This is a genomic window from Streptomyces sp. NPDC053474, assembly GCF_044544845.1.
Taxonomy (GTDB): Bacteria; Actinomycetota; Actinomycetes; order Streptomycetales; family Streptomycetaceae; genus Streptomyces.
In genome coordinates this window covers 128,743-155,727 of sequence record NZ_JBITXV010000005.1, presented here as the reverse complement: position 1 = coordinate 155,727, position 26,985 = coordinate 128,743, and the positions used below count along the sequence as shown (strand labels likewise).

Below are 26,985 nucleotides of genomic sequence, written 5' to 3'. Positions count from 1 at the left end.
GGAGCGCGTGTGGTCGGTGGACGAGCACCTGGAGGACATCCTGGCGGCCGTCCGCCCGCTGGAGCCCATCGAGCTCCAGCTCCTCGACGCCCAGGGCTGCGTCCTGGTCGAGGACGTCACGGTGCCCGTGTCGCTGCCGCCCTTCGACAACAGCTCCATGGACGGGTACGCGGTCCGCGCCGCCGACGTCGCGGGCGCGGGCGAGGAGTTCCCCGCCGTCCTGACCGTCGTCGGCGACGTCGCCGCCGGGCAGGGCGAGCCGCCCACCGTCGGCCCCGGGCAGGCCGCCCGCATCATGACCGGCGCCCCGCTGCCGCCCGGCGCCGAGGCGGTCGTGCCCGTGGAGTGGACCGACGGCGGGCTCGGCGAGGGCCCGGTCTCCGGGATGCGGGCCCACAGCGCGGCCCCCGAGGGCGCCTCCGGAGAGGTCCGGGTGTACCGCCCGGCGAAGCCCGGCGCCCACGTCCGCGCGCGGGGCAGCGACGTGCGGGCGGGCGACCGCGCCCTGACCGCGGGCACGGTCCTCGGCGCCCCGCAGATCGCCCTGCTCGCCGCGATCGGCCGGGGCACGGTGTCGGTGCGCCCGCGCCCGCGCGTGGTCGTCCTGTCGACCGGAAGCGAACTGGTCCAGCCCGGTGAGGAACTGGCCGAAGGTCAGATCTACGACTCCAACAGCTTCTCCCTCACGGCCGCCGCCCGCGAGGCCGGGGCGATCGCCTACCGGGTGGGCGCCGTCGCCGACGACGCGGAGACCCTGCGCTCCACCATCGAGGACCAGCTCATCCGCGCCGACCTCGTGGTCACCACGGGCGGCGTCAGCGTCGGCGCGTACGACGTCGTCAAGGAGGCCCTCTCCGCCATCGGCGACCCGGACGACGACAAGGGCCTCGGGGCGGGCGGCGGCGTGGAGTTCCGCAAGCTCGCCATGCAGCCCGGCAAGCCGCAGGGCTTCGGCACGATCGGCCCCGACCACACCCCGCTGCTCGCCCTGCCGGGCAACCCCGTGTCGTCGTACGTCTCCTTCGAGGTCTTCGTGCGGCCCGCCGTGCGCACCCTGATGGGCCTGCCGGACGTGCACAGGACCACCACCCGGGCCCGCCTTGCCGGTGCCGACGCGCTCACGTCGCCTTCCGGCAGACGCCAGTTCCTGCGCGGGCGCCACGACGCCGGGGCGGGCACGGTGACGCCCGTCGGCGGCAGCGGGTCGCACCTCGTCGCCGCCCTCGCGCAGGCGGACGCGCTGATCGTCGTCCCCGAGGACACGACGTCGGTCGAGCCGGGCGCGGAGGTCGACGTGGTGCTCCTCGGCTGACGCCCGCCCCGGGCGGGACGGGGGGGCTCGGGCTCGGGTGGGCGACCGCGCGCGGCGGACGGGCGGTACGGTGTCGCGCACAGCAGGCCGCGCGCCCGCGCGGGGTCCGGACCAGGAGCGCCACAGCACATGAGCACCCAGCAGGGACTGACGCACATCGACGAAGCGGGCGCCGCCCGCATGGTCGACGTATCGGAGAAGGACGTGACCGCGCGCACCGCGCGGGCGAGCGGGCGCGTCCTGGTCGCGCCACGCGTGATCGAGCTGCTGCGCGGCGAGGGCGTCCCGAAGGGCGACGCCCTCGCGACCGCCCGGATCGCGGGCATCATGGGCGCCAAGCGCACGCCCGACCTGATCCCGCTCTGCCACCCGCTGGCCGTCTCCGGGGTGAGGCTCGACCTGTCCGTCGCCGACGACGCCGTGGAGATCACCGCCACCGTGAAGACGACGGACCGCACGGGCGTGGAGATGGAGGCCCTCACGGCGGTGAGCGTCGCCGCGCTCACGGTCGTCGACATGGTGAAGGCCGTCGACAAGGGGGCCGTCATCACGGACGTACGGGTGGAGGAGAAGACGGGCGGCAAGTCCGGCACCTGGAGCCGCGAGGGGGAGGGCGCGTGAGCGCCGCCACCGGCGCCGCCCCGGGCCCCCCGGCCCCGTACCGCGCCCTCGTCGTCACCGCGTCCAACCGCGCCGCCGCCGGTGTCTACGCCGACACGGGCGGACCGATCATCGCCGAGGGGCTCGCCGCGCTCGGCTTCGCCGTCGACGGCCCCCAGGTGGTGCCCGACGGCGACCCCGTGGCGCGGGCCCTGCGCGCCGGGGTCGAGGCCGGGTACGACGTCATCCTCACCACCGGCGGCACCGGTGTCTCGCCCACCGACCGCACGCCCGAGGCGACCCGTGGCGTCCTCGACCACGAGGTGCCGGGCATTCCGGAGGCGATCCGGGCGTACGGCCGCGAGAAGGTGCCCACGGCCGCGCTCTCCCGGGGCCTGGCCGGGGTCGCGGGCCGCACCCTGATCGTGAACCTGCCCGGCTCCAGCGGCGGGGTGCGCGACGGCCTCGCGGTCCTCGGGCCGCTCCTGACGCACGCCGTCGACCAGCTGCGCGGCGGCGACCATCCGAGAACCGACGGGGGTGCGAGCTGAACACCCCCAGCTGGCCCGCCGAGCTGACGGACGGTGATGTCACCCTCCGCCCCATAAAGCTGCGTGACCAGCGCGCCTGGCGCGAGGTCAACCGGCGCAACCGCGACTGGCTGCGCCCCTGGGAGGCCACGATCCCGCCGCCCACGCCCGGCGGCCCGGTCGCGCACCGGCCCACGTACCGCCAGATGGTCCGGCACCTGCGGGCGGAGGCCAACGCGGGCCGGATGCTGCCGTTCGTCATCGAGTACCAGGGGCGGCTCGTCGGGCAGTTGACCGTCGCCGGGATCACCTGGGGCTCGATGTGCTCCGGGCACGTCGGGTACTGGGTGGACGAGTCCGTCGCGGGGCGCGGGGTGATGCCGACCGCCGTGGCGCTCGTGGTCGACCACTGCTTCCGGACGGTCGGGCTGCACCGCGTCGAGGTCTGCATTCGGCCGGAGAACGCGCCGAGCCGCCGGGTCGTGGAGAAACTCGGATTCCGTGAGGAGGGGCTTCGTCCACGATATCTTCACATCGACGGGGCCTGGCGCGACCACCTCGTGTTCGCGCTCACCGCGGAGGAGGTCCCGGAGGGCCTGCTGCACCGCTGGCACCGGGCCCGGCCACGGCACACCGCGTAGCGGAGCGTGTGCGCGGCGCAGGCGTGACGGGTCGTCCGGGGCGGTCGACGGGGCGCTCACCTGGGTGCTTTGACGCGCGGACGGGGCGAGTTGGCGCCCCGCGGCGGCCGTGGGGCGCGGATGCTGCCTCTCTCATAAATGAAATACCTGTTCGAAAGTGCTCGGTGAGCGACCGTTAAATTCCTTGCGGGAACGGCCTGTTGATCGCACCAGTCGCAAAAAAGGTTTGAGATATCAGCCAGATCGTGCGACACACCGGCCCAATTGGCGGATGGCCTCGACAAAACCCCTCTACCGTGTGAGGCGTGAGCAGCAGCGGCCTCTTCTACGCAGTCATCGTCGGGGCCTGGGCCGCCTACTTGGTGCCGATGTGGCTCCGTAGGCAGGACGAGCTCAATGAAGCCCGTCCGACGGAACGCTTCAGCACCGCCATCCGGCTGCTGTCCGGACGGGCGGGCATGGAGCGCCGATACGCCAAGGACCTGCGCGCGCGTACGTCCGACTCGCCGGAGGAGGAGTCGCGCGCCGAACCGGACGCCGCCACCGACTCGGTGGACGTCCGGGCCTTCGCCATGCTCCCGGACGAGGACGTGGCGACCGAGCCCCGCGGCCGGGTGACGGGACGGCAACGGCCCCGGCCCCAGGCGGGTGTGGACACGGAGCCGCACGGTCGGCAGCCGTCCGCGCCGGATCCCGCGGACCGGCGCGGGGGCCCCGACCGGCAGCAGGCCCCCCGCCGGGGCCCGCGCGGCGCGGCGGCCGACCGGCAGGCCGCCCGCGGCGCCGCCGAGGCCGCCGCCCGGGCCCGCCGCTCCAAGGTCCTCGCGCGCCGCCGCCGCACCACGGTGATGCTGTTCCTCGCCTTCACGCTCGCGGCGGTCGTCGCCGCGGTCGGCGGCGTGGGGCTGCTGTGGGTGCCCGGCGTGCCCGCGGCGCTGCTGAGCGCGTACATCGTCTATCTGCGCCGCCAGGAGCGGCGGCGCTTCACGTACACGATGGACCGGCGCCGGGCCGAGGCCGCCGCGCGGCAGCTGCGCGAGCGGCAGCCGCGTCGGCCCGAGCGCGGCGCCGAGCCCGTCGCCGAGGAGCCCGCTCCGGAGTCCGACCCCGGTCTGTCCGCCCTCGCCGCCGACCGGCGCGCGCTCGTCGAGCAGACCGACCACGCCGAGTGGGTCGACCAGCAGCGCGAGCGGCGGCACGGCCCCGCCCGCGGCGACAGCTGGGACCCGGTCCCGGTGCCCCTGCCGACGTACGTGACGGCCCCGGTCGCCCCGCGCGCCACCGGCAGCGTCGACCTGGGCGCGCCCGACACCTGGAGCTCGGCCCGGTCGAGCACGGCGGAACCGGCCGCGGACGGCACGGCGGACCGCGCCGAGCGGGACGGGGCCGAGCGCGCCGAGCAGGAGCACCCGGAGCGCGAGGAGCGCGCCGAGGCCGTCGGGGACGACGCCCGCAGCGACGCCCGCAGGGCCGCATCCGCCCGCCGCTCCCGCGAGCGCGGCCGCACCCCGCTGTTCGACCAGTACGACGACGGCGCCTGTGCCGACGGCCGCCCGCGCGCCGCGAACGAGTGACCGGCGGCACACCTCGGGACCCCGTCGCGCCGTCGCGGGGTCCCGCTCGCTGACCAGCGGGGAACGGATTTCCAAGCACCCCGGTGGGGGTGCTAGAGTTTCACTCGTTGCAAGGGCCTGTGGCGCAGTCCGGTAGCGCACCTCGTTCGCATCGAGGGGGCCAGGGGTTCAAATCCCCTCAGGTCCACTGCACATGAAGATCCCGCCCGATCGAAAGATCGGGCGGGATCTTTGCGTTGGGCCCCCGGGCGGGGGCCCGGCGGGGCTCAGTCCGGCAGGAGCGCGAGGTCGAGCGCGTGCAGGCGGGACGGGGTCGCGATGACGTCGTACGCCGTGACGCGGCCGGACTCGACGGTGAGGGTCAGGGCCAGGCGCAGTCGGCCGTGGGGGGCCACGACCAGGCCGGGGCGGCCGTCAACGAGGGCCGGGGCGGCGAACCGGGCGTTGCGGGCGAGCCGGATCGTCTCGCGGGCGACGGCGTCGGCGCCGCGGATCTCCGTCCACGCGCCCGCGGGCAGCGCCGCGGCCTCGGCCCGGCGGACGACGTCCGGGGCCAGGACCGCGAGCAGGGCGGTGAGGTCGCCGCCGCGGGCCGCGTCGAGGAAGGCCTCCACGACGTGCCGGTGCCGGGCCAGCTCCGCGTCCGGCAGCGCGGGGGTGCCGCGGACCTTCTGGCGGGCGCGGCTCGCCAGCTTCTTCGTGGCGGCGGTGGAGCGGTCCACGACGGGGGCGATCCGGTCGAAGGGCACCGCGAAGGTGTCGTGCAGCACGAAAGCGACCCGTTCGGCGGGGCCGAGCGTGTCCAGGACCACGAGCAGGGCGCGCCCCACGGACTCGACCAGGACGGCCTCTTCCTCGGGGGTCGGCGTGGTGCGGCTGGGGACGCGGTCGAGGGCGCCCTCGTCGGACAGGAAGTCCTCGCGGCGCGACGCGCGCGTGCGCAGCATGTCGAGGCAGATGCGGGAGACGACCGTGGTCAGCCAGCCCGGGAGGTTCGCGATGTCCTCGGCGTCGGTGCGGCTGAGCCGCAGCCAGGTCTCCTGCACGGCGTCGTCGGCCTCGGTGGCGGAGCCGAGCATGCGGTACGCGACCGCCCGGAGGCGGCCTCGGTGCGTCTCGAAGCGGTCCGCGAGGCCGTGTTCCTCGTCCTGCTCGTCCATCGGTCACCTTTTCCCGCGTCGCTCCGTCAGGGCCGTGACGTAGCCAACCACCTTGTGGTGACAGGAGTGATGACCATGGACGAGGCCGTACGGACCGGGGCGCCGGTGCTGCTGCACCTGGACTCCAGCGCCGACCGGAGCGACGGTTCGGTGACCCGGGCGCTCGGCGCCGCGTACGCGCGCGGCTGGCTGGCCCGGCACCCGGGCGCCGCGTACCGGTACCGGGACCTGACCGCGGAGCCCGTACCGCTCGTCGGCGAGGGGTACGTCCGGCTCGGGACGCGGGTGGAGCGGCACGGCGCGCTGCCCCTGGAGAAGGTGGCCGCGCTGGCCGAGGGGGCCGACGAGGAGCGGGAGTGGGCGGCGACGCTGCCGCTGGTCACCGAGGTGCGGGCGGCCACGACGCTGCTCGTCGGGGCTCCCATGTACAACTTCTCCGTCTCCGCCGCCCTGAAGGCCTGGATCGACCGCGTCTCCTTCCCCGGCGCGTACGCCGACCCGGACAGCGGGCGGTCGCTGCTCGCCGGGACCTGGGTGGTGGTGGCCGCCGCGTGCGGGGGCGGCTACGGTCCCGGCACCCCGCGCGAGGGGTGCGACTTCCAGCTGCCGTACCTGCGGGCGTACTTCGCGCAGCTCGGGGTGGCGGAGGCGAACCTGCGCGTGGTGCGGGCCGAGCTGACGCGGGCCGGGGACATTCCGGCGCTGGGGCGGTTCCGCGAGCTCGGGGAGCGGTCGCTCGCCGGGGCCCGGGAGGCCGTGGCGGAGCTGGCGCGGTCGTTCTAGGCCTGACGGGGCCCCGCTGCCGGGCGTCCCTCCTCCGGCTGGTCCCCGCGCGTGCCCTTATGGGGTGATCGTTACATTTGACGCATGCTGGGCAGCTGGAGGAGGCGTGCCGCGGCCGTCGGCGGGGCGGCGCTGGCCGTCGTGCTCGCCGGGGGCTGCGCGGAGCACGAGGGGCTGCACGTCGAGGGCTCCGCGCTCAAGCCGACGCGTTTCAGCGGTCCGGTGTACGTCGCCGACGCGCTCGCGCGGCCCCTCCAGCGGCCCACGGCCTTCGGCGTCACCGACGACGTGGCCATGTCCTCGCTGCGCTGGAAGGACTGGGGCGGGCCCACCGCGCGGGCCACGGGGCGGCTCAGCGGCAGCTGGTGCCTGCCCGGCTGCGGCCGGGAGCCGTACGAGGCGACGCTGACGCTCAGCGGGGTCGAGCGGGAGGGCTCCGCCGCCTACTACCGGCGGGCGACCGTCGAGCCCGCGAAGCCCGAGGCGCTGCCGCCCGCCGCCGTGAACGTGCAGTTCCAGGGCATCCGGCTGATGGCGCCGGACCTCTGAGGCCGGGGCGCCCATGGGACTGCGGACGAAGATCGGCCTGGCCATCGCGGGCACGGCGGCCGTCGTGTCCGTGGTGATCGGGCTGCTCGTGCACCACCGCACCGTCGAGGCGCAGTACGACAACGCGCGCGGCCAGGCGGGGGAGCGGCTGCGGACCGCCGTGCAGGACCACGCGGCCGGGATCGACGGCGACCGCACCCTCATCGACCCGCCCGACCTGCCCAGGCCCCTCGCGCACGCGGTGCGGGCGGGCAAGTGGGGCGTGTTCCTCGACCGGAGCGGGAAGGTGCCGCAGCTCTGGGCGGCCAGCGGGTACCGCGACGAGATCGTCGCCGTGAAGCGGCCGTACCGCTGGGAGACCGAGGCGGTACGCGACCTGGACCGGGTCCTGTGGGCCGCGGGCGGCATCGGCACCGCGCTCGCGTGCGTGGCCGGGCTGCTGGTCGCGACGCGCCTCGGGCACCGGCTCACCGCGAAGGCGGACGCGGCGCAGCGGATCGCCGACGGCGATCTGACGGCCCGCCTGCCGCTGCACGGCAAGGACGAGATCACCCGGCTCGCCGCCGCCGTGAACACCATGGCGGACGCGCTCGCCGCGCGGCTGCGGGCCGAGCGGGAGGTCACCGCGAACATCGCCCACGAGCTGCGGACGCCCGTCGCGGGCATGGTCACCGCGGCGGGGCTGCTGCCGCCGGGGCGCCCCGCCGAGCTCGTACGGGAGGCCGCGGGGCGGCTGCGGGAGCTCGTCGACGACGTGATCGAGGTGGCGCGGCTCGACACGGCGGGCGAGGAGGTGCGGACGGAGGTGTGCGGGCTCGGGGACGTGGTGCGGCGGGCCGTGGACGGGGCGGTGGGGGACGCGGAGGGGGTGTCCGTGCGGGTGGTGCGGGACGTGGAGGTGGAGACCGACCCGCGGCGGGTCGAGCGCATCTCGCCAACTTCGTCACCAACGCGGTGCGGCACGGGCGGGCGCCGGTGGTGGTGGCGGTGGAGGGGGGTGTGGTGTCCGTGCGGGATCAGGGGGGCGGGTTTCCGGAGGCGCTGCTTGCCGGGGGGCCGCAGCGGTTTCGCACGGGGGCTCGGGAGACGGGGCTGGGGCTCGGGCTGACCATCGCGGTGGGTCAGGCGCGGGCCCTTGGAGCTTCGGTGCGCTTCGCGAATGAGGGGGGTGGGGCGGTGGCGACCCTCGACCTCACCGGGGCGGTACGGGCCTCCCCTGGCGGGGGCTAGTTGACCGGGCCCTTCCCTGGGCGGGGGCTTGGTTCCACGGTTGCTCGGCACCTGGGGCTGTGCCCACCCTTCCCCAAGCTCTCGGCTTCGCTCGAGCAGGGGAGACCCCACTCGCCCTGCGGGACGATTGCCCACAGCGGGCGGGCCGAGCGGCGTTCGCCGTCCGGGCCCCGTCAGGGGCGCGGGGAACTGCGCGAGCGGCCACGACGGACCGGGAGGCGGGCGACGGCCCGGCGCGGCACGGCCTGGCGCGGCGCGGCACGGCACGGCGTGGCCCGGTGGGGCGCGGAGCTCAGCGCAAGGGCTTGGCGTAGCAGCGGCTCAGGTCGTGGAAGCGGTAGTAGCCGAAGCGCTCGCAGAGGGCGTAACCGCTGGAGGCGTAGAGGGCGATGGCCTCCGGCTGCTTGGTGCCGGTCTCCAGGACCATGCGGGCCCGCCCCGCCCCGCGGGCATCGTCCTCCAGGGCGGCCAGGATCCGCCGCGCGAGCCCGAGGCCCCGCGCCTCGGGGACGACGTACATGCGCTTGATCTCGGCGTCGCCGTCCGCGTACCCCTCGCCGTTCTCGTCCATCACGCGCCAGCCGCCCGTCGCCACGGGCGCGTCCGTGGCGTCGTACGCGATGAGGTAGAGGCCGCGCGGCGGCCGGAACATCGTCGGGTCCAGCGGCGTGACGTCGCCCTCGTCCCCGTAGCGCTCGGCGTACTCGGCCTGGACACGGTCGTTGAGCTTCACGGCGTCGGGGTGGTCGAAGGCGACCCGGCGTATGTCCATGCTGTGAATCGTATCCCTATGCAGAAGGTGGTGGCTGCGACGGTCGCCTCCAGTGTGCCGGTAGGGTGCCGGGATGCTCACTGTGACCAGCGTGAATGTGAACGGGCTGCGGGCCGCCGCCAAGAAGGGGTTCGTGGAGTGGCTCGACGGCACCGGCGCCGACGTGCTGTGCCTGCAGGAGGTGCGGGCCGAGCCGCAGCAGCTGCCGGAGGAGGTGCGCGCGCCCGAGGGCTGGCACGTGACGCACGCCCCGGCCGCGGCGAAGGGCCGCGCGGGCGTCTCGCTGTACACGCGGCGGGAGCCGGAGCGCGTCCAGGTGGGATTCGGGTCCGCCGAGTTCGACGGGAGCGGGCGCTATGTGGAGGCGGACCTTCCGGGCGTGACGGTCGCGAGCCTGTATCTGCCCTCGGGCGAGGTCGGCACCGAGCGGCAGGACGAGAAGATCCGGTTCATGGGGGAGTTCCTCGCCTATCTGAAGGACCTGAAGGCACGGGCCGCGGCCGACGGCCGCGAGGTCCTCGTCTGCGGCGACTGGAACATCGCCCACCAGGAGGCGGACCTCAAGAACTGGCGCGGCAACAAGAAGAACTCTGGCTTCCTGCCGGAGGAGCGCGCCTGGATGTCGGAGGTGTTCGCCGAGTTCGGCGACGTCATGCGCGTCCTGCACCCGGACGTCGAGGGCCCGTACTCGTGGTGGTCCTACCGGGGCCGCGCCTTCGACAACGACTCGGGCTGGCGCATCGACTACCACGTCGCGACGCCCGGCCTCGTGGGCCGCGCGGTCAAGGGCTTCGTCGAGCGGGCCGCGACGCACGACGAGCGCTGGTCGGACCACGCCCCGGTGACCGTCGTCTACGAGTAGGCCCGGGAAGTCGCCTGCTTGCGCCCTCCGGGCGAACCGCCGGTGAAAGGTCCGGCGGAGGGCTGTCCCGCCCCCGTACGGCATGGCAGATTGCGGACGCGTACATGGCGAGCGCGTCAACTGCCGGTCGGACGAGGGGGCTTCATGGCTGCTGGTCTTTCCAGACGGGGTTTTCTGATCGCGGCGGGCGCCGCGGGCGCGCTGGGCGTGGCTCCCGCCGTCGCCGGGGCCGCGCCGCGCGGGGTGCCCCCGGGCACCCCGCCCGTGCTCGTCACCGAGCAGGCGAGCAGGCGCCTGCTCGTCCTCGACCCGAGGCGGCGGGAGTGGGACCCGGCCGCCGATCCGTCCGTCGTGCGCTGGCAGTTCTCGCCGCTCGGCGACCCGCGCTACGCGGACCTGCGGCCCGAGGAGAGCTGGGTCTACCCGTGCGAGGCGCGGCCGCGGCGGCTGCGGGGCCGCACGCTGGTCCTGACGACGGCGTCCTTCGGGTTCGTGGCCGCTGTGGAGCACCCGTCGGGCCGCCGCTACTGGGGGACCGCGATCGGCCCCGGCGACGACCTGTTCAACCCGCACTCCGCCGAGCTGCTGCCCGACGGCAACGTAGCGGTCGCGTGCAGCACCGGCGCGCTGGTGCGCCTGTACGCCGCCTCGTGCGGCCCTGACGCCACGCGGTACGCCGAGGCGCGCCTCAAGGGCGCGCACGGCCTGCACTGGGACCGGGCGCGGCGCGTCCTGTGGGCGCTCGGCGACGACGAGCTGGTGACGTACGAGGTCGGCGAGGATCCCGCGCGCCCCGCGCTCACCCGGGCCTCCGCCACGCCGCTGCCGGTGGCCGTGCCGGGGCGGACGGCGGGCGGCCACGACCTGTTCCCGGTGGCGGGGCGGCCGGGGCGGCTGTGGGTGACGACCAACGCGGCGGTCTTCCAGTACGAGAAGCGGACGGGAGCCTTCGTACGCGACTACGCGGGCCACGAGCTGATCGACCGGGACAAGGTGAAGGCGGTCGGCAACGACCCGCGCACCGGGCAGGTGCTCAGCACCGTGCCGGAGGGCGGCCTGGGGGAGACCTGGTGGACGACGCGGGTCAGCGTGCACCGGCCGAGCGGCAGCTACCACCTGGCCAACGGGGGGATCTACAAGGCGCGTTGGTGGCTTCCCAGTTGAACCGGCTGCCCAGTTGGAGCATCTCGTGAAGGAGCTTCAGGACCGGTTCAGGCGTCGGTCGAGGGCCAGGGAGAGCTCCGCCTCCACCACGCTCTTGGCGAGCGGGCGCAGCTCGTCCGCCGTGACCTCCGGGTGCTCGGCGGCGTGCTCGACGGTGAACGCGACGAACAACTCGGCCAGCGCGTCGGCGTGTTCGCGGATGCGCTGGCCCGCCTCCATGACGGACGCCAGCGGAATGCCCTTGCGCACGAGGGCGGCCGAGGCGTCGAGCAGGCGGTTGCTGATGTGCACGATGTCGTCGCCGTCGGTGCCCAGATAGCCGAGCTCCAGCGCGGCCGCCAGGTTCTCCGGGGTGACCTGGCCCGCGAAGCGGTCGGCCAGCTCCTCGGGGGTGAGGCGGACCGGGGTCTCCTCCGACGGGCCGTCGATGCCGAGGAGTTCGGCCACGTCGCGGCCCTTCTCGAAGGCCTCGGCCAGCTCGGCGATGCCCTGGAGGGTGTGGCCGCGCTCAAGCAGGGCGGCGATGGTGCGCAGGCGGGCCAGGTGGTGGTCGTCGTACCAGGCGATGCGGCCCGCGCGGCGCGGGGGCGGGATGAGGCCGCGCTCGCGGTAGAAGCGCACGGTGCGCACGGTGATCCCGGCCGCCGCGGCGAGTTCGTCCATGCGGTACTCGCGCACCGGCGGTCGGTCGCCGCCCGCGCCCGCCGCCCCTGCCGTCCCGTCCGTCACCGCGTCCGCCCCGTCTCCCGCCACACCCCGCACCCTATGCGCAGGCCCGAGCCCTACCGCCGGTAACTTTCCTCCGCCGCCCCCTACCCATGAGTACGGAGCTGCTCTACGCTCCGATTGTGCCAGCGATTACTGGCAGAGTCATGGACTTCGGGAGGCGGCGGCATGGCCGAGCGCAAGCGGGTACGCGACAAGGCGCACGAGCACGTCCGGGTGGCGGTGATCGGATCCGGGTTCGGCGGCCTAGGAGCGGCCGTGCGACTGCGCCGCGAGGGCGTCACCGACTTCGTCGTCCTGGAGCGCGCGGGCGCGGTCGGCGGCACCTGGCGCGACAACAGCTATCCGGGCTGCGCCTGCGACGTGCCGTCCCATCTGTACTCGTTCTCCTTCGCGCCCAACCCCGACTGGCCGCGCACCTTCTCCGGCCAGGAGCACATCTGGGACTACCTGGAACGGGTCGCCGACACCTTCCGGCTGCGGCCGCACATCCGCCTCGACACCGAGGTCCTCGGGGCGCGCTGGAACGGCGAGCGGCTGCTGTGGGAGCTTCAGACGAGCCGGGGCCGCCTCACCGCCGACGTCGTGGTGTCCGCCACCGGGCCGCTGTCCGACCCGAAGACGCCCGACATCCCGGGCCTGGACACCTTTCCCGGCAAGGTCTTCCACTCCGCCCGCTGGGACCACGACTACGACCTGCGCGGCAAGCGCGTCGCGATGATCGGCACCGGGGCGTCCGCGATCCAGATCGTGCCGGAGATCCAGCGCGACGTACGCCGCCTCACGCTCTTCCAGCGCACGCCGCCGTGGGTCATGCCGCGCGCGGACCGGGACATCACCGGGGCCGAGCGCTGGCTGCACCGGCAGCTGCCGTTCACCACGCAGCTGCGGCGCGGCCTGCTGTGGGGCATCCGCGAGCTCCAGGTGCAGGCGTTCACCAAGCGGCCGAACGAGCTGGGCCTGGTGGAGAGCATCGCCAAGCGGAACATGGCGCGCGCCATCAAGGACCCGGAGCTGCGCGCCAAGCTGACGCCGACGTACCGCATCGGCTGCAAGCGCATCCTGCTGTCCAACAGCTACTACCCGGCGCTCGCGCAGCCCCACGTGGACGTGGTCGCGAGCGGCCTCGCGGAGGTGCGCGGCTCCACGGCCGTGGCCGCCGACGGCACCGAGGCGGAGGTCGACGCGATCATCTTCGGCACCGGCTTCCACGTCACGGACATGCCGATCGCCGACCGCGTAGTGGGCGCCGAAGGCCACACGCTCATGGAGAGCTGGAAGGACGGCATGAAGGCGCTGCGCGGCGCGACCGCGGCGGGCTTCCCCAACTTCCTCACCGTCATCGGCCCGAACACGGGCCTGGGCAACTCCTCCATGATCCTCATGATCGAGTCGCAGCTGAACTACCTGGCCGACTATCTGCGGCAGTTGGACGTCCTCGGCGGCCGCGCCGCCCTCGCCGCCCGGCCGAGCGCCGTCAACGCGTGGAACCGCCGCGTGCAGGACCGCATGAAGCGCACCGTGTGGAACACCGGCGGCTGCACCAGCTGGTACCTGGACGCCAACGGCGTCAACACGACGGTCTGGCCCGGCACCACGACGGAGTTCCGCGCGGCGACGCGCAGCGTGGACCTGAACGAGTACGAGGTGCTGCGGCCCCCGGCCCCGCTCCCCGGCCCCCGGGGCGGCCGCGCCCTTGAGGTCTCCGCGTGAGGGGCCGGGGGCACGCCCTGGCCGGTCCGTTCGCGCCGCCTCCCGCCGCGCGCGAGCTGAGCGCCGTGTCGGCCGACGGCACCCGGCTGCACGTCGAGGCGCACGGGCCCGACGGCGCGCCCGCCGTGGTCCTCGTCCACGGCTGGACCTGCTCGACCGCGTTCTGGGCCGCGCAGCTCCGCGCCCTGTCGGCCACGCGCCGCGTCATCGCGTACGACCAGCGCGGGCACGGGCGCAGCGAAGTGCCGGTGGAGGCCGCCGGATACAGCACGCGGGCGCTCGCCGACGACCTGGAGGCCGTGCTCGCCGCGACGCTCGCGCCCGGCGAGCGGGCGGTGCTCGTCGGGCACTCCATGGGCGGCATGACGCTGATGGCGGCGGCCGCGCGGCCCGGGGTGCGCGCGCACGCGGCGGCGGCGCTGCTGTGCAGCACGGGCAGCTCGCGCCTGGTCGCGGAGTCGACGGTGCTGCCGCTGCGGGCGGGCGCGGTACGGACCCTGCTCACGCGGCGGGTGCTTGCCGCGCGGGCGCCGCTGGGCCCGGTCACGCCGCTCGCCCGCAGGCTGCTCAAGTACGCGACGATGGGGCCCGGTTCGGCCCCCGAGCGGGTCGAGGCGTGCGCGCGGATCGTGCACGCGTGCCCGCGCGTGCCGCGGTACCGCTGGGCGCACGTGCTCGACGGGCTCGGGCTCGACGCCGGGCTCGCCGACCTGACGGTGCCCACGGCCGTGCTCGCCGGGACCGCGGACCGGCTGACGCCCCTCGTCCACGCGCGGCGGCTCGCGGCGGCGCTGCCGCACTGCACCGGCCTGACCGAGCTGGTGGGGGTCGGACACATGACACCGGTGGAGGCGCCGGAGGCGGTCACGCGGGCGGTCGCGGAACTCGCCGACACCTACCTGGGCGGAACATCCGCACGACTGAAGGAGGGCGCGTGAGCAAGGTCAGCCTGGAGGGACAGGTCGCGGTCGTCACCGGCGCGGCGCGGGGGGTCGGCGAACTCCTCGCCCGCAAGCTGTCGGCACGCGGCGCGCGCGTCGCGCTCGTGGGCCTGGAGCCGGAGGAGCTGAAGCGGGTCAGCGGGCGGCTGCACACCGAGAGCGACTTCTGGTACGCGGACGTCACCGACCACGAGGCGATGGCGCGGGTGGCGGCGGAGGTCAAGGAGCGCTTCGGCAAGGTCGACACCGTGGTCGCCAACGCGGGCGTCGCCAGCGGCGGGCCCTTCATGGACTCGGACCCCGTCGCCTGGCGGCGGGTCATCGAGGTCAACCTGATCGGCAGCGCGGTGACGGCGCGGGCGTTCCTGCCCGTGCTCGCCGAGAGCCGGGGCTATCTGCTGCAGATCGCCTCGCTCGCGGCGATGACCCCGGCGCCGATGATGACCGCGTACTGCGCGTCCAAGTCCGGCGTGGAGGCGTACGCGCACGCGCTGCGGGCCGAGGTCGGGTACAAGGGCGTGAAGGTGGGGGTCGGGTACCTGTCCTGGACGGACACCGACATGGTGCGGGGGGCCGACCAGGACGACGTGATGCGGGAGTTGCGGCAGCGCCTTCCCTGGCCCGCCAACAAGACCTATCCGCTGGGGCCCGCGGTCGACCGGCTCGTGGCGGGGATCGAGCGGCGCGCCGCCCATGTCTACGGGCAGTGGTGGCTGCGGGGCCTGCAAGGCGCCCGGCCCTATCTGCCCGGGGTCATCGCCGGGGTCGGGCAGCGCGAGGTGCGGCGTCTTGAGCCGCGGCTTGGCCAGGTGTCCAGGGGCCTGGTCGGCGCGGGCGGCACCGCGGACGAGGCCATCCGGCCCCGCTGACCCCCAGCCCACGCCTTGGCCTCGGGCCCCGGTGGAAGGGCTGGGCGGCACCTTGGCCTCGGGCCCCGGCTGAACGGCTGGGCGGCACCTCCGCGCTGTGCCCACCCGTCCCGCCCTGCGGGACGATTGCCCACAGCAGGGGACGGGGCGGCCCCACCCGCCCGCCCACAGCGGGGAGCGGGGTGGTCCCACCCGCCCGCCCCCACCGGGCGGCAGCGCTGCGCGTCGGGGCCGGGCCTCGCAAGGCCGGGGAGACATGGGTGGGCGGGTGGGCGAAACCCTGCCGCGGTAGCGGCAGGGGCGCTCACCCGCCCGAGCGCAGCGCAGCGTTACGCGTCGTAGTCGCGGTTGAACCGGTCCTCCGCCTCGCGCTGCGCGTCGTCCAGGGACTCCTGCGACTGCTCGCGCGCCTGCGAGGACCGCTCGCCCGCCTCGCTCCGCCCCCGCTGCGCGGCCTGCTTGGCCTTCTCGGAGAGCTCCTGCGCCTTGTCCTGGAACTGGTCCTTGATGCCCATGAAGGTTCACTCCCAATGTGGGTGAGGGGATTGGGCCTCGACCAGCCTGACACGCGCCGACATCCCACGCATGTCGGACAGTTACGCTCCGTTGACCCCGCGCGGCGGGAGCGGGGGCCGCCGCCGGTCGGGCACGTCGTCGTACCCGGGAGGGACGGCCGCGGGGCGCGCGGCGAGGAGGTCGAGCGCGACCCGCACCGCGTCGTCGAGCTGGGCGTGGCGCCCCTCGGCCCAGTCCAGCGGGGTGCGCAGCACGGCGAGGTCGGGCTCGACGCCGTGGTTCTCCACGCCCCAGCCGTACGCGTCGAACCAGCCCGCGTTCATCGGCACGGTGATCACCGTGCCGTCGCCGAGCGCGTGCCGCCCGGTCATGCCGACGACGCCGCCCCAGGTCCGCTGCCCCACCACGGGCCCGAGCCCGAGGAGTTTGAACACGGCCGTGATCATGTCGCCGTCGGAGGAGGTCGCCTCGTCCGCGAGGGCCACCACGGGGCCCCGGGGCGCGCTGGAGGCGTACGACACGGGCTGCGCGTCGCGCGTGAGGTCCCAGCCCAGGATCTTCCGGGTCAGCTTCTCCACGACGAGTTCGCTGATGTTCCCGCCCGCGTTGCCGCGTACGTCGACGATCAGGGCGGGCCGGGAGACCTCCAGGCGCAGATCGCGGTTGAACTGGGCCCATCCGGAGCCGCCCATGTCGGGGATGTGCAGATAGCCGCACTTGCCGCCGCTGAGGTCCCGTACGACGCCGCGGCGCTTGGCGACCCAGTCCTGGTAGCGCAGCGGCCGCTCGTCGATCAGCGGTACGACGGCGACGCGCCGGGCGCGGCCCTCGCCCCCGGCGGGCTTGAAGGTCAGCTCCACGGTGGTCCCGCCCGCCGCGGCGAGCAGCGGGGCCGGGCCGGTCACCGGGTCCACCGGGCGGCCGTCCACGTGCGTGAGCACGGCGCCCTCCCGGATGCCCGAACCGGCGAGCGGGGAGCGCGCCTTGGAGTCGGAGGACTCGCCGGGCAGGATGCGCTTGACCATCCAGCCGTCGTCGCGGCGTACGAGGTTGGCGCCGAGCAGGCCGATGGCGCGCTGGTAGTGGGCGGGCCCCTCGTTGCGCCGGGCGGCGCTCACGTACGCGTGGGAGGTGCCCAGCTCGCCGAGGACCTCCCGGAGCAGGTCGGCGAACTCGTCGGGCGAGGCGACGCGCTCCACGAGCGGCCGGTACTGGTCGAGGATCGCGTCCCAGTCGATGCCGCACATCCCGGGGTCCCAGAAGTAGGCGCGGATCAGCCGGCCCGCCTCGTCGAAGGACTGGCGCCACTCGGCGGCCGGGTCGACCTCGTGCAGGATGCGCCGCAGGTCGATCCAGACCGTGGTGTCGCCGTCGCCGGACTCCGTGGACGGCACGGCCCGCAGCTCGCCCTCGTCGACGACGACGAGCCTGCTGCCGTCGCCGCTGAGCGCGAACCAGTCGAGGTGGTCGACGAGTTCGGACTTCTTGGCCTTGGTGATGTTGAAGTACTCCAGAGTCGGCCGCCCCGAGGTGTCGGCCGGGTTGGCGAAGGTCTCGCCGAGGGCGCCCGAGATCGGCCAGCGCAGCCACACCAGGCCGCCGCCGCTCACCGGGTGGAGGGCCGAGTACTTGGACGCGGCCACCGGGAACGGCGTCACCCGGCTCTCCAGGCCCTCCGCCTCCACGGTCACCTGCCCGTCCCGGGACTCGTCGTCGTCCGGGTCGAGCCCGCCCGCCGCGGGCCGCCCGTCCGGCAGGAGCGCGAAGGGCGAGGGCGTGGCGGAGGACAGCGGGACGAGGTAGGGGCGGCAGCCGAGCGGGAAGGACAGGTCGCCGGTGTGCACGTCGTAGACGGGGTCGAAGCCGCGCCAGGACAGGAAGGCCAGATAGCGGCCGTCCCGGGTGAACACCGGGTTCTCGTCCTCGAAGCGGCCGTTGGTGACGTCGATGATGGTGCGCGCCCCCGGGCCCTCGATCCGGGCCAGCTTGATCTGCCGCAGGGAGCGGCCGACGCCGGGGTGCGACCAGGTGAGCCAGGCGCCGTCGGGGGAGAAGGCGAGGTCGCGCACCGGGCCGTTGAGGGACCGGATCAGCTCGGTGACCTCGCCGTGGGAATCCTCTGTGGCATCGACGAGGAGGAGCCGTCCGTCGTGCGAGGCGATCGCGAGCCGCTCGCCGTCGGGGTCGGACACCAGCTCCAGGACCCGGCCGAGCTCCCCGGAGGCGAGGCGGCGCGGCTCGCGCTCGCCGCTGGCCCGGGGCAGATAGGCGATCTCGATCGCGTCCTCGCCCTCGGCGTCGGTGACGTAGGCGACCTGTCCGCCCGTGCCGAGCATCTCGGGGAGCCGGACGCGGACGCCGGGGGTGTCGGCGATGGTGCGGGCGGGGCCGTCGCGGTGGGTCAGCCAGTACAGGCTGCCCCGGACCACGACCGCGCTCGCCCGTCCTGTGGTGTCCACGGAGAGGGCGTCGACGTGGTGGGCGGCGGGCACCTGGTAGGTGCGGCGGCCCGCGCGCGGGCCGCCGATGGTCACCGGCACGCGGCGCGGCACCGCGTCGGGGGACAGGTCCTCGACGAGCCAGATCTCGCCCGCGCACTGGTAGACGACGCGGGTGCCGTCGCTGGCCGCGTGCCGGGCGTAGAAGGCGTCGTGGTCGGTGTGGCGCCGCAGGTCCTTGCCGTCGGGCAGGCACGAGTAGAGGTTGCCGACGCCCTCGTGGTCGGAGAGGAACGCCAGGCGCCCGGCCACGAACATGGGCGCGTCCAGATGCCCTTGGAGGTCCTTCAGGATGTGCTCGCCGTGCAGCCACAGGCGGCCCGTGGCGCCGCCCCGGTAGCGCTTCCAGGCGGCGGGCTCGTGCGGCGGCTTGCCGGTCAGGAGCAGCGTCTTGCGCTCGCCGTCGAGGTCGTCGACGGCGATGTCGTGGACCGGGCCCCAGGGCAGCTTGCCGCCGGGGGAGCCGTCGGTGGGCACGCTGTAGGCCCAGCAGAAGTGCGAGAAGGGCTGGCCGTGCGAGGACACGGCGAGGATCTGCCCGTCGGGCGTCCAGCCGCACACGCGGGTGTCCGGGGAGCCCCAGTAGGTCAGGCGCCGCGCGGCCCCGCCGTCCACCGGCGCGAGGTGGATCTCCGGGTCGAGGCTGCGCCAGCTCGTGTACGCGATGTGGCGGCCGTCCGGGGCGAAGCGGGGGTGGCCGAGCTTGGTGCGGTCGGCCGTCACCCGCCAGGCCCGGCCCGGTGGGGCGCCCGCGGCGGCGAGCGGGGCCACCCACAGGTCGTCCTCGGCGACGAAGCAGAGCCGGTCGCCGCTGATGTGGGGGAAGCGGAGGTAGGCCTGGGTCACCTCCCCATGCTTTTCCCTGGCCGGGGGCCCGGCAACTTTTGCTGGCGTGGACGCCTTGGGCCGTCGTCTGGATGGGGCTTCGCCCCTTTCCCCCTTGTTGGCGCTTCGCGCCTCGTCCTCAAACGCCGGACGGGCTGAGTCTGTGTGACCCAGTTCATGAACGAAACCGTTTCGTTTCGATACGGGATCCGCGTACAGTGTGCGGGGCAACCAGTGAAAGGAAAGGCGACGGCCATGGCGGACACGGCGACGGCCCGGCGCAGCCGGATCTCCCCCGAGCGCGCGGCGGAGCTGTACGAGGCCGTGCTCGACCTGCTGCGCGAGGTGGGCTACGAGAACCTCACGATGGACGCCGTCGCCACCCGCACCCGCTCCAGCAAGGCCACGCTCTACCGCCAGTGGGGCGGCAAGCCGGAGCTGGTCGCGCGGGCGCTCCGGCACAACAAACCGGCGTCCCTCGCGGACATCGACACCGGTTCGCTGCGCGGCGACCTCATGCGCATGGCGACCCTCCAGGACGACTGCAAGATGGAGCGGGACCACGCCCTGATGCGCGGCCTGTTCCACGCCATCCACGGCAATCCCGAACTGCACCAGGCGCTGCGCCAGCTGCTCATCGAGCCGGAGCTCACCGGGCTCGACGCGATGCTGCGGCGCGCGGTGGAGCGCGGCGAGGTCGCCGCGGACAACCCGGCGCTGGAATACGTCATCCACATGCTGGTCGGCGGCTTCGCCGCCCGTGAGCTCATCGAGGAGCGCACGGTCGACCAGGAGTTCCTCATCACGTACATCGACGCCGTGATCCTCCCCGCCCTCGGCGTCTGACCCGAGACCCCTCTCGGACCTCGAAGAACGCTCCACCTGACGCGAGTCGCTCACGTCGTCGGGCCGATCCCCCCTGCCCTGTAGCCATCCCACGACCTGACCGGGAGTACCCCCTCGTGGCCACGTTCCTGTACAAACTAGGCCGAATCGCCTTCCGGCGACGGCACTTCGTCGCCCTGATCTGGGTGGCGCTCCTGACCCTCGCCGGAGTGGGCGCCGCCTCCGCGCCGACCGCCGCGTCGAGTTCCTTCTCGATCCCGGGCACGGAGGCCCAGCAGGCCTTCGACCTCCTGGAGAAGCGCGCCCCCGAGGCCAGCGCCGACGGCGCCAGCGCCCGCGTGGTGTTCAAGGCGCCGGACGGCGAGAAGGTCACCGACCCGGACAACAAGGCCGCGATCTCCAAGACCGTGGGCGCGCTCGCGTCCGGCTCGGACCAGGTGGCGCGCGCCGCCGACCCGTTCGCGGCCAAGACGGTCTCCAAGGACGGCACCACGGCCTACGCGTCGGTGACGTACAAGGTCACCTCCATGGAGCTGTCCGACGACAGCCGGGACGCCCTGGAGAAGACCACCGACAAGGCCCGCACCGGCGGCATGACCGTCGAGGTCGGCGGTGACGCGCTCCAGGCCGTGCCGCACACCGGCGCCACGGAGATCATCGGCATCGCCGTCGCCGCCGTCGTCCTTGTCATCACCTTCGGCTCGCTCGTGGCGGCCGGGCTTCCGCTGCTCACGGCCCTGATCGGCGTCGGCATCGGCGTCTCGTCGATCGCCGCGCTCGCCAGCGCGCTCGACCTCGGTACGACCACGTCGACGCTCGCCATGATGATCGGCCTCGCGGTCGGCATCGACTACGCCCTGTTCATCGTCTCGCGCTACCGCGCCGAGCTGGCCGAGGGCCGCGACCGCGAGGACGCGGCGGGCCGGGCCGTCGGCACGGCGGGCTCCGCGGTGGTCTTCGCCGGTCTGACGGTGGTCATCGCGCTGGTCGGCCTCGCGGTCGTCAACATCCCGATGCTCACCAAGATGGGCGTCGCGGCGGCCGGTACGGTCGCCATCGCGGTCCTGATCGCGCTCACCCTGGTCCCGGCGCTGCTCGGGTACGCGGGCCGCAAGGTCAGGCCCGCGGGCGAGAAGGGCAAGCGGTTCGGCCGCGGAAAGAAGGCCGCGCCGCGGGCTGCGGAGGCCGCCGCGCCCGCGAAGGAGAACCTCGGCACCCGCTGGGCCCGCTTCGTGGTCCGCCGCCCGCTCGCCGTCCTGCTGCTCGGCGTGCTCGGCCTCGGCGCCGCCGCCGTGCCGGTCGCCAGCCTCGAACTCGGCCTGCCCGACGACGGCGCGCAGCCCACCTCCACCACCCAGCGCAAGGCCTACGACCTCATCGCGGACGGCTTCGGCCCCGGCTACAACGGCCCGCTGATGACCGTCACCGACCTCAAGGGCGTCGCCGACCCCAAGGGCGAGGCCGCCGCCGTCGCCAAGAAGATCGGCGGCCTGGACGACGTGCTCACCGTGAGCCCGCCGGTGTTCAACAAGGCGGGCGACACCGCGATCATCAGCGTCGTGCCGTCCTCCAAGCCGAGCGGCACCGAGACCGAGGACCTCGTCCACGCCATCCGCGACGAGGCCAAGCACGTCAAGGCCGACAGCGGTGCCGACGTCATGGTCACCGGCACCACGGCCATGAACATCGACGTCTCGCAGAAGCTCAACGACGCGCTGATCCCCTACCTCGCGCTGGTCGTGGGCCTCGCGTTCCTGCTCCTGATCGTCGTCTTCCGCTCGGTCCTCGTCCCGCTCAAGGCGGCGCTCGGCTTCCTGCTCTCGGTGCTCGCCGCGCTCGGCGCGGTGGTCGCGGTCTTCCAGTGGGGCTGGCTCGGCTCGCTGTTCGGCGTGGAGCAGACCGGCCCGATCATGAGCATGATGCCGATCTTCATGGTGGGCGTCGTCTTCGGCCTCGCGATGGACTACGAGGTGTTCCTGGTGACCCGCATGCGCGAGGCGTACGTCCACGGGGAGAGCCCCGAGGACGCGATCGTCACCGGCTTCAAGTACGGCGCGCGGGTCGTGACGGCGGCCGCCGTCATCATGATCGCCGTCTTCGCGGGCTTCATCGGCTCCAGCGAGCAGATGGTCAAGATGATCGGCTTCGGCCTGGCGATCGCGGTCTTCTTCGACGCGTTCATCGTGCGCATGGCGATCGTCCCGGCCGTGCTCGCGCTCCTCGGCCGCACGGCCTGGAGCCTGCCGCGCTGGCTCGACAGGGCGCTGCCGAACGTGGACGTCGAGGGCGAGGGCCTGAAGGACATGGCGCCCCCCGCCACCGGCGACCGCGACGAGCGGCGGGAGCCCGTGGGCGTGTGACGCCCGCGCCCCCGGGCGCTCAGTGACTGACCGGCGTGGCGGCCGTGTACGTACGACGCAGGAAGCGCACCAGCGCGGACGAGTCGAACTGCACGACCGCCACGCCCTTCGGCGTGTGGAACTCCACCACCGCCTGCACCCGCCCGCACGGCCAGATCCGTACGTCGCCCTCGGCCGCCGGGGCCCTCAGCCCCCGCTCCAGGAGGTCGCGGTCGAGGACCCAGTCGGGTGATCCGGGGTGGTCCGCGGCCACCGTGCCGGGCAGGCCGATGCGCACGGAAGCCGGGTCGGCGTCCGGGTCGTACCGCAGGGCGACGGGGACGACCACGTGGTCGTCGGGGGAGTCGGTGACGAGGTGGGCCCGGGTGACTTGTTCGACCACTGACATGGCTCTGTCCTCTCGTCGTCCCGGCCCGCACGCAGGCGGAGGCCCTCTCCCCAATGTCGCATATGTACAGATATTGGGGCGCTTGGGGGGGGCGCTGTTCCGGGGCGCGGGCGGGGGCGCGTATTGGTGCTCCTACGCTCTTGCGACCTTTTCGCAGGAGCGCACATCATGGAAAGGTTCGCGAGCGTCCCGCTCGGGAGCGATCCGCTCATTTCACGTGAGTGCCTCCCCACGCTCACGACATGCACCTTTCCAGGAGCGCGCGCATGCATGTCCCCGACGGATTCATCAACGCTCCCGTATCCGCCGCCGCGGGCGTCGCCGCGGCGGGTGCCGTCGCCGTCGCGCTGCGCGGGGCGCGACGGGAATTGGACGAGCGCACGGCGCCGCTCGGGGGTCTTGTGGCGGCCTTCATCTTCGCCGTGCAGATGCTGAACTTCCCCGTCGCCGCCGGGACGAGCGGCCACCTCCTCGGCGGCGCCCTCGCGGCGATACTCGTGGGCCCCTACACAGGGGTCCTGTGCGTTTCCGTGGTGCTGCTCATGCAGGGCGTCCTGTTCGCGGACGGCGGCCTGACCGCGCTCGGCGTGAACATCACGGTCATGGCGGTCGTCACCACGCTCGTGGCGTACGCGGTCTTCCGTGGCCTGGCGAAGGTCCTGCCGCGCGGGCGCCGCTCGCTCACCGCCGCCGCGTTCACGGCGGCCCTGCTCTCCGTGCCCGCCGCGGCCGCCGCCTTCACCCTCATCTACGCCGTCGGCGGCACCACCGACGTGCCGATCGGCAAGGTCGCCACCGCCATGATCGGCGTCCACGTCCTCATCGGCGTCGGCGAGGCCGCCATCACCGCGCTCACGGTCGGCGCGGTGATCGCCGTGCGGCCCGACCTGGTGCACGGCGCGCGCGGCCTGACCGCGCCGCTCAAGCTGCGCGTGGGGGGCGCACTCGTCGACGCGCCCGCCGCCGTCCCCGCCCCCGCGGCCCGCTCCCACCGCAAGCTGTGGGCCGCGGGCCTGGTCGCCTCGCTCGTCCTCGCCGGATTCGTCTCCTTCTACGCCTCCACCAACCCCGACGGCCTGGAGAAGGTCGCCCACGACAAGGGCATCGACCGCAAGGAGGAGGAGCACGCCGCCAAGGACTCGCCCTTCTTCGACTACAGCGTGGAGGGCATCACCGACACCCGCCTCTCCGGCGGCCTCGCGGGCGTCATCGGCGTCGGCGTGACCGTCGTCGCGGGCACCGGCGTCTTCTGGGCGGTGCGCAGGCGACGCGCCCCGTACGCGGACCAGGCGGACCCGGCGGGGACCGTCGCGGTGACCGAGCCCGCCGAGAGCGCCTGACGTGGGCGCGGGCCACGCGCACCGCCTGTACCGCCACGGCCGCTCCCCGGTGCACGCGCTGCCGCCGCACGCCAAGCTCACCGCCGTCCTCTGCTTCGTGGTCGTGGTGGTGTCCACCCCGCGCGAGGCGCTCTGGGCCTTCGCCGCGTACGCCGTGCTGCTCGCGACCGTCGCGTACGCGGCCCGCGTGCCGCCCCCGTTCCTCCTGAAGCGGCTGCTGATCGAGATCCCCTTCGTGGGGTTCGCGCTGCTCCTTCCGTTCGTCGCGCAGGGCGAGCGCGTGCACGTCCTCGGCCTCTCGCTCAGCGAGAGCGGCCTGTGGGGCGCGTGGAACGTCCTCGCCAAGGGCACCCTCGGCGTCGCCGCATCGGTGCTGCTCGCCGCCACCACGGAGCTGCGCGAACTGCTCCTCGGGCTCCAGCGCCTGCGGCTCCCGCCGCTCCTCGTCCAGATCGCCTCCTTCATGATCCGCTACGGCGACGTCATCGCCGACGAGATGCGCCGCATGCGCGTCGCGCGCGAGTCCCGCGGCTTCGAGGCCCATGGCGTACGCCAGTGGGGCGTGCTCGCCAAGTCGGCGGGGGCCCTGTTCATCCGCTCCTACGAACGGGGCGAGCGCGTGCACCTGGCCATGGTGAGCCGGGGCTATACCGGCTCCATGCCGGTCATCGACCAGGTGACGGCGAGCCGCGCCCAGTGGTCGTACGCCCTCGCCCTGCCCGTGACCGCCCTCGTCGTCTGCCTGTTGGGATGGACCCTGTGACCGCTTCCCTTGAGGTCCGTGGCCTCGCCTACGCCTACCCCGACGGCCACCAGGCCCTGTTCGGCGTCGACCTCACCATCACCCGCGGCGAGCGCGTCGCCCTGCTCGGGCCGAACGGCGCGGGCAAGACGACGCTCGTGCTGCACCTCAACGGCATCCTCACCGCGGGCGCCGGGACCGTCACCGTGGCCGGACTGCCGGTCGGCAAGCGGCACATGGCGGAGATCCGCCGCAAGGTCGGCATCGTCTTCCAGGACCCGGACGACCAGCTGTTCATGCCCACCGTGCGCGAGGACGTCGCCTTCGGCCCCGCGGCGGCGGGCCTGCGCGGCCCGGAGCTCGAAGCGCGCGTGCACAAGGCGCTCGCCCAGGTCGGCATGGACGCGTACGCCGACCGCCCGCCGCACCACCTCTCCTTCGGCCAGCGGCGCCGCGTGGCCGTGGCGACGGTCCTCGCGATGGAGCCGGAGATCCTCGTCCTGGACGAGCCCTCGTCGAACCTCGACCCGGCCTCGCGCCGCGAACTCGCCGACATCCTGCGGGCGCTGGACGTCACCGTCCTGATGGTCACGCACGACCTGCCGTACGCGCTCGAACTGTGCCCCAGGGCGCTGGTCCTCAGCGAGGGCGTCATCGCGGCCGACGGCGCCACCGGCGAGCTGCTCGCCGACGAGGAGCTGATGCGTAGCCACCGCCTTGAACTCCCCTTCGGCTTCGATCCGAAGACGGCGGGGGCGGCCCGCTAGCGGAATCTTCGGCGGCGCGGGGCGGTTGGCTCAGGTATGGACGCTGACGGAGTGGCTGTGGCGGGGGCGGACACCGACGTGCACGGCACGGTCGCCCCCGGGTACGAACCGGTCGAGGACGCCTTCCGGCGCACCTTCACCGCGCTCGGCGAGCGCGGCGCGGCGGTCGTCGTGTACCGCGACGGGCGGCGCGTGGTGAACCTGTGGGGCGGCACGCGCGACGCCGACGCGGCCGCCCCCTGGGAGCCCGGCACCGCCCAGATCGTCCGCTCGGCCACCAAGGGCGTGGCCGCCGCCGCGCTGCTCCTGCTGCACCAGCGCGGGCGCCTCGACCTGGACGCGCCCGTGGGGGAGTACTGGCCGGAGTTCAAGGCGCGCGGCAAGGAGCGGGCGCTCGTGCGGCACGTGCTCGCCCACCGGGCCGGAGTGCCGGTCCTCGACCGGCCGCTGACCCCCGCCGAGGCGTACTCGCCCGACCTCGCGGCCGCGGTCGTCGCCGCGCAGGCGCCCGCGTGGGAGCCGGGCACCGACCACGGCTACCACGCGCACACCTTCGGCTGGCTCACCGGGGAGCTGGTGCGCCGCGTCACCGGGCGCGCCATCGGCGACTGGATCGCGGACGAGGTCGCGGGGCCGCTGGGCCTCGACCTGTGGCTGGGGCTCCCCGACGACCAAGCATCGCGGGTCGGGCGGCTCGGGCGCCTCACGGCCGACACCGGGCGCGGCGGGCCGCGCGCCCGGCCCAAGCCGGAGGTCGCCGCGGCCTACGCGGACCCCGCCTCCCTGACGCGGCGCGCCTTCGCGGTCATCGACCCGCCGCCCGACGAGAACGACCCCGCCTACCGCGCGGCCGCCCTGCCCGCCTCGAACGGCATCGCCACGGCCGACGGGCTCGCCCGCTTCTACGCCGCGCTCATCGGGGACGTCGACGGGGGCGGGCGCCTCTTCGCGCCCGCGACGCTGGCCCTCGCGCGCGGCGAGGCGTCCGCCGGGGCCGACCGGGTCCTCGTCACCCGCACCCGCTTCGGCCTCGGCTACATGCTCCACGGCCCCGCCGCCCCGCTCCTGACCCCGTCCTCCTTCGGCCACCCCGGCCGCGGCGGCACCCTGGCCTTCGCCGACCCGGAGTCGGGCCTGTCCTTCGCCTACGTCACGAACACCATGGCCAAGGGCATCACAGCGGACCCCCGCCCGCAGACGGTACTCCGCGCCCTGCGCACGGTGCTGCCCTGATCCCTCGCGGTGCGCCCCAGGCCCGCCCCTTCCCGATCCGGGGG

The 26,985-nt window shown here is 74.3% G+C and carries 25 protein-coding genes, 1 tRNA gene and 1 pseudogene; 21 read left to right on the top strand and 6 right to left on the bottom strand.

The features are described from left to right. Positions 1–7: 7 nt before the first annotated feature. The 6 genes from glp to ACIG3E_RS13490 all read left to right on the top strand — a co-directional run bounded on the left by glp (position 8) and on the right by ACIG3E_RS13490 (position 4,844). On the top strand, positions 8–1,312 hold the full coding sequence (gene glp / locus ACIG3E_RS13515; protein ID WP_399615794.1) for a gephyrin-like molybdotransferase Glp: 1,305 nt from the start codon (positions 8–10) through the stop codon (positions 1,310–1,312). A gap of 129 nt (positions 1,313–1,441) precedes the next feature. After that, positions 1,442–1,933 carry a cyclic pyranopterin monophosphate synthase MoaC gene (gene moaC, locus ACIG3E_RS13510; protein ID WP_399615153.1) on the top strand — a complete coding sequence of 164 codons (492 nt, stop codon included), beginning with the start codon at positions 1,442–1,444 and terminating at the stop codon, positions 1,931–1,933. Continuing rightward, positions 1,930–2,463: a molybdenum cofactor biosynthesis protein B gene (locus ACIG3E_RS13505; RefSeq protein WP_399615151.1), complete on the top strand. Its 534-nt coding sequence runs from the start codon at positions 1,930–1,932 to the stop codon at positions 2,461–2,463. Before moaC ends, ACIG3E_RS13505 begins: the two co-directional genes overlap by 4 nt. Beyond that, positions 2,460–3,083, top strand: coding sequence for a GNAT family protein (locus tag ACIG3E_RS13500; RefSeq protein ID WP_366791705.1), 624 nt, complete (start codon positions 2,460–2,462; stop codon positions 3,081–3,083). Before ACIG3E_RS13505 ends, ACIG3E_RS13500 begins: the two co-directional genes overlap by 4 nt. Positions 3,084–3,388: 305 nt before the next feature. Continuing rightward, the gene (gene glpR / locus ACIG3E_RS13495; RefSeq protein ID WP_399615149.1) at positions 3,389–4,657 is read left to right on the top strand and encodes a gephyrin-like molybdotransferase receptor GlpR; all 1,269 of its coding nucleotides are present in this window, start codon (positions 3,389–3,391) and stop codon (positions 4,655–4,657) included. Between the two features lie 113 nt (positions 4,658–4,770). After that, positions 4,771–4,844, top strand: a tRNA-Ala gene (locus tag ACIG3E_RS13490). A 79-nt stretch (positions 4,845–4,923) separates the two neighbouring features. On the opposite strand, the gene ACIG3E_RS13485 is transcribed toward ACIG3E_RS13490, so the two are convergent. Further along, positions 4,924–5,817: a sigma-70 family RNA polymerase sigma factor gene (locus tag ACIG3E_RS13485; RefSeq protein ID WP_399615146.1), complete on the bottom strand. Its 894-nt coding sequence runs from the start codon at positions 5,815–5,817 to the stop codon at positions 4,924–4,926. A 69-nt stretch (positions 5,818–5,886) separates the two neighbouring features. Between ACIG3E_RS13485 and ACIG3E_RS13480 the strand changes: the two genes are divergently transcribed. From ACIG3E_RS13480 to ACIG3E_RS13465, 4 genes and pseudogenes are all read left to right on the top strand, one after another. Beyond that, the gene (locus ACIG3E_RS13480) at positions 5,887–6,600 is read left to right on the top strand and encodes an FMN-dependent NADH-azoreductase (protein WP_399615143.1); all 714 of its coding nucleotides are present in this window, start codon (positions 5,887–5,889) and stop codon (positions 6,598–6,600) included. Between the two features lie 84 nt (positions 6,601–6,684). Further along, complete coding sequence (locus ACIG3E_RS13475) at positions 6,685–7,149, top strand: hypothetical protein (RefSeq protein ID WP_399615140.1); 465 nt, start codon at positions 6,685–6,687, stop codon at positions 7,147–7,149. Between the two features lie 13 nt (positions 7,150–7,162). After that, positions 7,163–7,870, top strand: a pseudogene (locus tag ACIG3E_RS13470) (HAMP domain-containing protein); the annotation flags it as partial. Between the two features lie 86 nt (positions 7,871–7,956). Continuing rightward, positions 7,957–8,379 carry an ATP-binding protein gene (locus ACIG3E_RS13465; protein ID WP_399615792.1) on the top strand — a complete coding sequence of 141 codons (423 nt, stop codon included), beginning with the start codon at positions 7,957–7,959 and terminating at the stop codon, positions 8,377–8,379. Positions 8,380–8,671: 292 nt separating this feature from the next. Here ACIG3E_RS13465 and ACIG3E_RS13460 read toward each other — a convergent pair whose 3' ends face one another. Continuing rightward, entirely contained in the window at positions 8,672–9,151 is a 480-nt protein-coding gene (locus ACIG3E_RS13460) for a GNAT family N-acetyltransferase (protein ID WP_399615137.1), read from the bottom strand. Between the two features lie 73 nt (positions 9,152–9,224). On the opposite strand from ACIG3E_RS13460, the gene ACIG3E_RS13455 reads away from it, so the two are divergent. Together ACIG3E_RS13455 and ACIG3E_RS13450 are read left to right on the top strand one after the other, a co-directional pair. Further along, complete coding sequence (locus tag ACIG3E_RS13455; RefSeq protein WP_399615134.1) at positions 9,225–10,013, top strand: exodeoxyribonuclease III; 789 nt, start codon at positions 9,225–9,227, stop codon at positions 10,011–10,013. 144 nt (positions 10,014–10,157) lie between these two features. Further along, positions 10,158–11,177, top strand: coding sequence for a DUF6528 family protein (locus ACIG3E_RS13450; RefSeq protein WP_399615133.1), 1,020 nt, complete (start codon positions 10,158–10,160; stop codon positions 11,175–11,177). 36 nt (positions 11,178–11,213) lie between these two features. On the opposite strand, the gene ACIG3E_RS13445 is transcribed toward ACIG3E_RS13450, so the two are convergent. Beyond that, complete coding sequence (locus tag ACIG3E_RS13445; RefSeq protein WP_399615790.1) at positions 11,214–11,840, bottom strand: MerR family transcriptional regulator; 627 nt, start codon at positions 11,838–11,840, stop codon at positions 11,214–11,216. 231 nt (positions 11,841–12,071) lie between these two features. On the opposite strand from ACIG3E_RS13445, the gene ACIG3E_RS13440 reads away from it, so the two are divergent. From ACIG3E_RS13440 to ACIG3E_RS13430, 3 genes are read left to right on the top strand one after another with little or no spacing between them, the layout of a single operon-like run. Further along, positions 12,072–13,616: a flavin-containing monooxygenase gene (locus ACIG3E_RS13440; RefSeq protein ID WP_399615131.1), complete on the top strand. Its 1,545-nt coding sequence runs from the start codon at positions 12,072–12,074 to the stop codon at positions 13,614–13,616. After that, entirely contained in the window at positions 13,613–14,554 is a 942-nt protein-coding gene (locus ACIG3E_RS13435) for an alpha/beta fold hydrolase (RefSeq protein ID WP_399615128.1), read from the top strand. Before ACIG3E_RS13440 ends, ACIG3E_RS13435 begins: the two co-directional genes overlap by 4 nt. Continuing rightward, entirely contained in the window at positions 14,551–15,426 is an 876-nt protein-coding gene (locus tag ACIG3E_RS13430; RefSeq protein WP_399615125.1) for an SDR family oxidoreductase, read from the top strand. The genes ACIG3E_RS13435 and ACIG3E_RS13430 overlap by 4 nt, the downstream gene beginning before the upstream one ends. Before the next feature lie 329 nt (positions 15,427–15,755). Here ACIG3E_RS13430 and ACIG3E_RS13425 read toward each other — a convergent pair whose 3' ends face one another. Beyond that, positions 15,756–15,941, bottom strand: a complete 186-nt coding sequence (locus ACIG3E_RS13425) for a hypothetical protein (RefSeq protein ID WP_144003910.1) — start codon at positions 15,939–15,941, stop codon at positions 15,756–15,758. 81 nt (positions 15,942–16,022) lie between these two features. Further along, positions 16,023–19,286 (bottom strand): S41 family peptidase, encoded by a 3,264-nt coding sequence (locus ACIG3E_RS13420; protein ID WP_399615122.1) that lies wholly within the window; start codon positions 19,284–19,286, stop codon positions 16,023–16,025. 234 nt (positions 19,287–19,520) lie between these two features. Between ACIG3E_RS13420 and ACIG3E_RS13415 the strand changes: the two genes are divergently transcribed. Together ACIG3E_RS13415 and ACIG3E_RS13410 are read left to right on the top strand one after the other, a co-directional pair. Further along, entirely contained in the window at positions 19,521–20,111 is a 591-nt protein-coding gene (locus ACIG3E_RS13415; RefSeq protein ID WP_399615119.1) for a TetR/AcrR family transcriptional regulator, read from the top strand. A gap of 116 nt (positions 20,112–20,227) precedes the next feature. Then, positions 20,228–22,471 carry an MMPL family transporter gene (locus ACIG3E_RS13410; protein WP_399615116.1) on the top strand — a complete coding sequence of 748 codons (2,244 nt, stop codon included), beginning with the start codon at positions 20,228–20,230 and terminating at the stop codon, positions 22,469–22,471. 19 nt (positions 22,472–22,490) lie between these two features. Here ACIG3E_RS13410 and ACIG3E_RS13405 read toward each other — a convergent pair whose 3' ends face one another. Continuing rightward, positions 22,491–22,859: an SsgA family sporulation/cell division regulator gene (locus ACIG3E_RS13405; protein ID WP_399615111.1), complete on the bottom strand. Its 369-nt coding sequence runs from the start codon at positions 22,857–22,859 to the stop codon at positions 22,491–22,493. A 266-nt stretch (positions 22,860–23,125) separates the two neighbouring features. Between ACIG3E_RS13405 and ACIG3E_RS13400 the strand changes: the two genes are divergently transcribed. The 4 genes from ACIG3E_RS13400 to ACIG3E_RS13385 are packed head-to-tail and all read left to right on the top strand — an operon-like array spanning position 23,126 to position 26,941. Then, entirely contained in the window at positions 23,126–24,199 is a 1,074-nt protein-coding gene (locus ACIG3E_RS13400) for an energy-coupling factor ABC transporter permease (protein WP_399615109.1), read from the top strand. Between the two features lies 1 nt (position 24,200). Continuing rightward, the gene (gene cbiQ / locus ACIG3E_RS13395; protein ID WP_399615108.1) at positions 24,201–24,962 is read left to right on the top strand and encodes a cobalt ECF transporter T component CbiQ; all 762 of its coding nucleotides are present in this window, start codon (positions 24,201–24,203) and stop codon (positions 24,960–24,962) included. Then, positions 24,950–25,708 (top strand): energy-coupling factor ABC transporter ATP-binding protein, encoded by a 759-nt coding sequence (locus ACIG3E_RS13390; protein ID WP_399615106.1) that lies wholly within the window; start codon positions 24,950–24,952, stop codon positions 25,706–25,708. Before cbiQ ends, ACIG3E_RS13390 begins: the two co-directional genes overlap by 13 nt. Positions 25,709–25,744: 36 nt before the next feature. After that, the gene (locus ACIG3E_RS13385) at positions 25,745–26,941 is read left to right on the top strand and encodes a serine hydrolase domain-containing protein (RefSeq protein ID WP_399615103.1); all 1,197 of its coding nucleotides are present in this window, start codon (positions 25,745–25,747) and stop codon (positions 26,939–26,941) included. The last annotated feature ends 44 nt before the right edge of the window (positions 26,942–26,985 follow it).

Bases quoted from the DNA above. Each gene is read 5' to 3' on its own strand.
- moaC (WP_399615153.1), top strand. From the start codon at position 1,442: ATGAGCACCCAGCAGGGACTGACGCACATCGACGAAGCGGGCGCCGCC.
- ACIG3E_RS13485 (WP_399615146.1), bottom strand. From the start codon at position 5,817: ATGGACGAGCAGGACGAGGAACACGGCCTCGCGGACCGCTTCGAGACG.
- ACIG3E_RS13480 (WP_399615143.1), top strand. From the start codon at position 5,887: ATGACCATGGACGAGGCCGTACGGACCGGGGCGCCGGTGCTGCTGCAC.
- ACIG3E_RS13475 (WP_399615140.1), top strand. From the start codon at position 6,685: ATGCTGGGCAGCTGGAGGAGGCGTGCCGCGGCCGTCGGCGGGGCGGCG.
- ACIG3E_RS13460 (WP_399615137.1), bottom strand. From the start codon at position 9,151: ATGGACATACGCCGGGTCGCCTTCGACCACCCCGACGCCGTGAAGCTC.
- ACIG3E_RS13455 (WP_399615134.1), top strand. From the start codon at position 9,225: ATGCTCACTGTGACCAGCGTGAATGTGAACGGGCTGCGGGCCGCCGCC.
- ACIG3E_RS13450 (WP_399615133.1), top strand. From the start codon at position 10,158: ATGGCTGCTGGTCTTTCCAGACGGGGTTTTCTGATCGCGGCGGGCGCC.
- ACIG3E_RS13445 (WP_399615790.1), bottom strand. From the start codon at position 11,840: ATGGACGAACTCGCCGCGGCGGCCGGGATCACCGTGCGCACCGTGCGC.
- ACIG3E_RS13440 (WP_399615131.1), top strand. From the start codon at position 12,072: ATGGCCGAGCGCAAGCGGGTACGCGACAAGGCGCACGAGCACGTCCGG.
- ACIG3E_RS13425 (WP_144003910.1), bottom strand. From the start codon at position 15,941: ATGGGCATCAAGGACCAGTTCCAGGACAAGGCGCAGGAGCTCTCCGAG.
- ACIG3E_RS13415 (WP_399615119.1), top strand. From the start codon at position 19,521: ATGGCGGACACGGCGACGGCCCGGCGCAGCCGGATCTCCCCCGAGCGC.
- ACIG3E_RS13405 (WP_399615111.1), bottom strand. From the start codon at position 22,859: ATGTCAGTGGTCGAACAAGTCACCCGGGCCCACCTCGTCACCGACTCC.
- ACIG3E_RS13400 (WP_399615109.1), top strand. From the start codon at position 23,126: ATGCATGTCCCCGACGGATTCATCAACGCTCCCGTATCCGCCGCCGCG.
- ACIG3E_RS13390 (WP_399615106.1), top strand. From the start codon at position 24,950: ATGGACCCTGTGACCGCTTCCCTTGAGGTCCGTGGCCTCGCCTACGCC.
- ACIG3E_RS13385 (WP_399615103.1), top strand. From the start codon at position 25,745: ATGGACGCTGACGGAGTGGCTGTGGCGGGGGCGGACACCGACGTGCAC.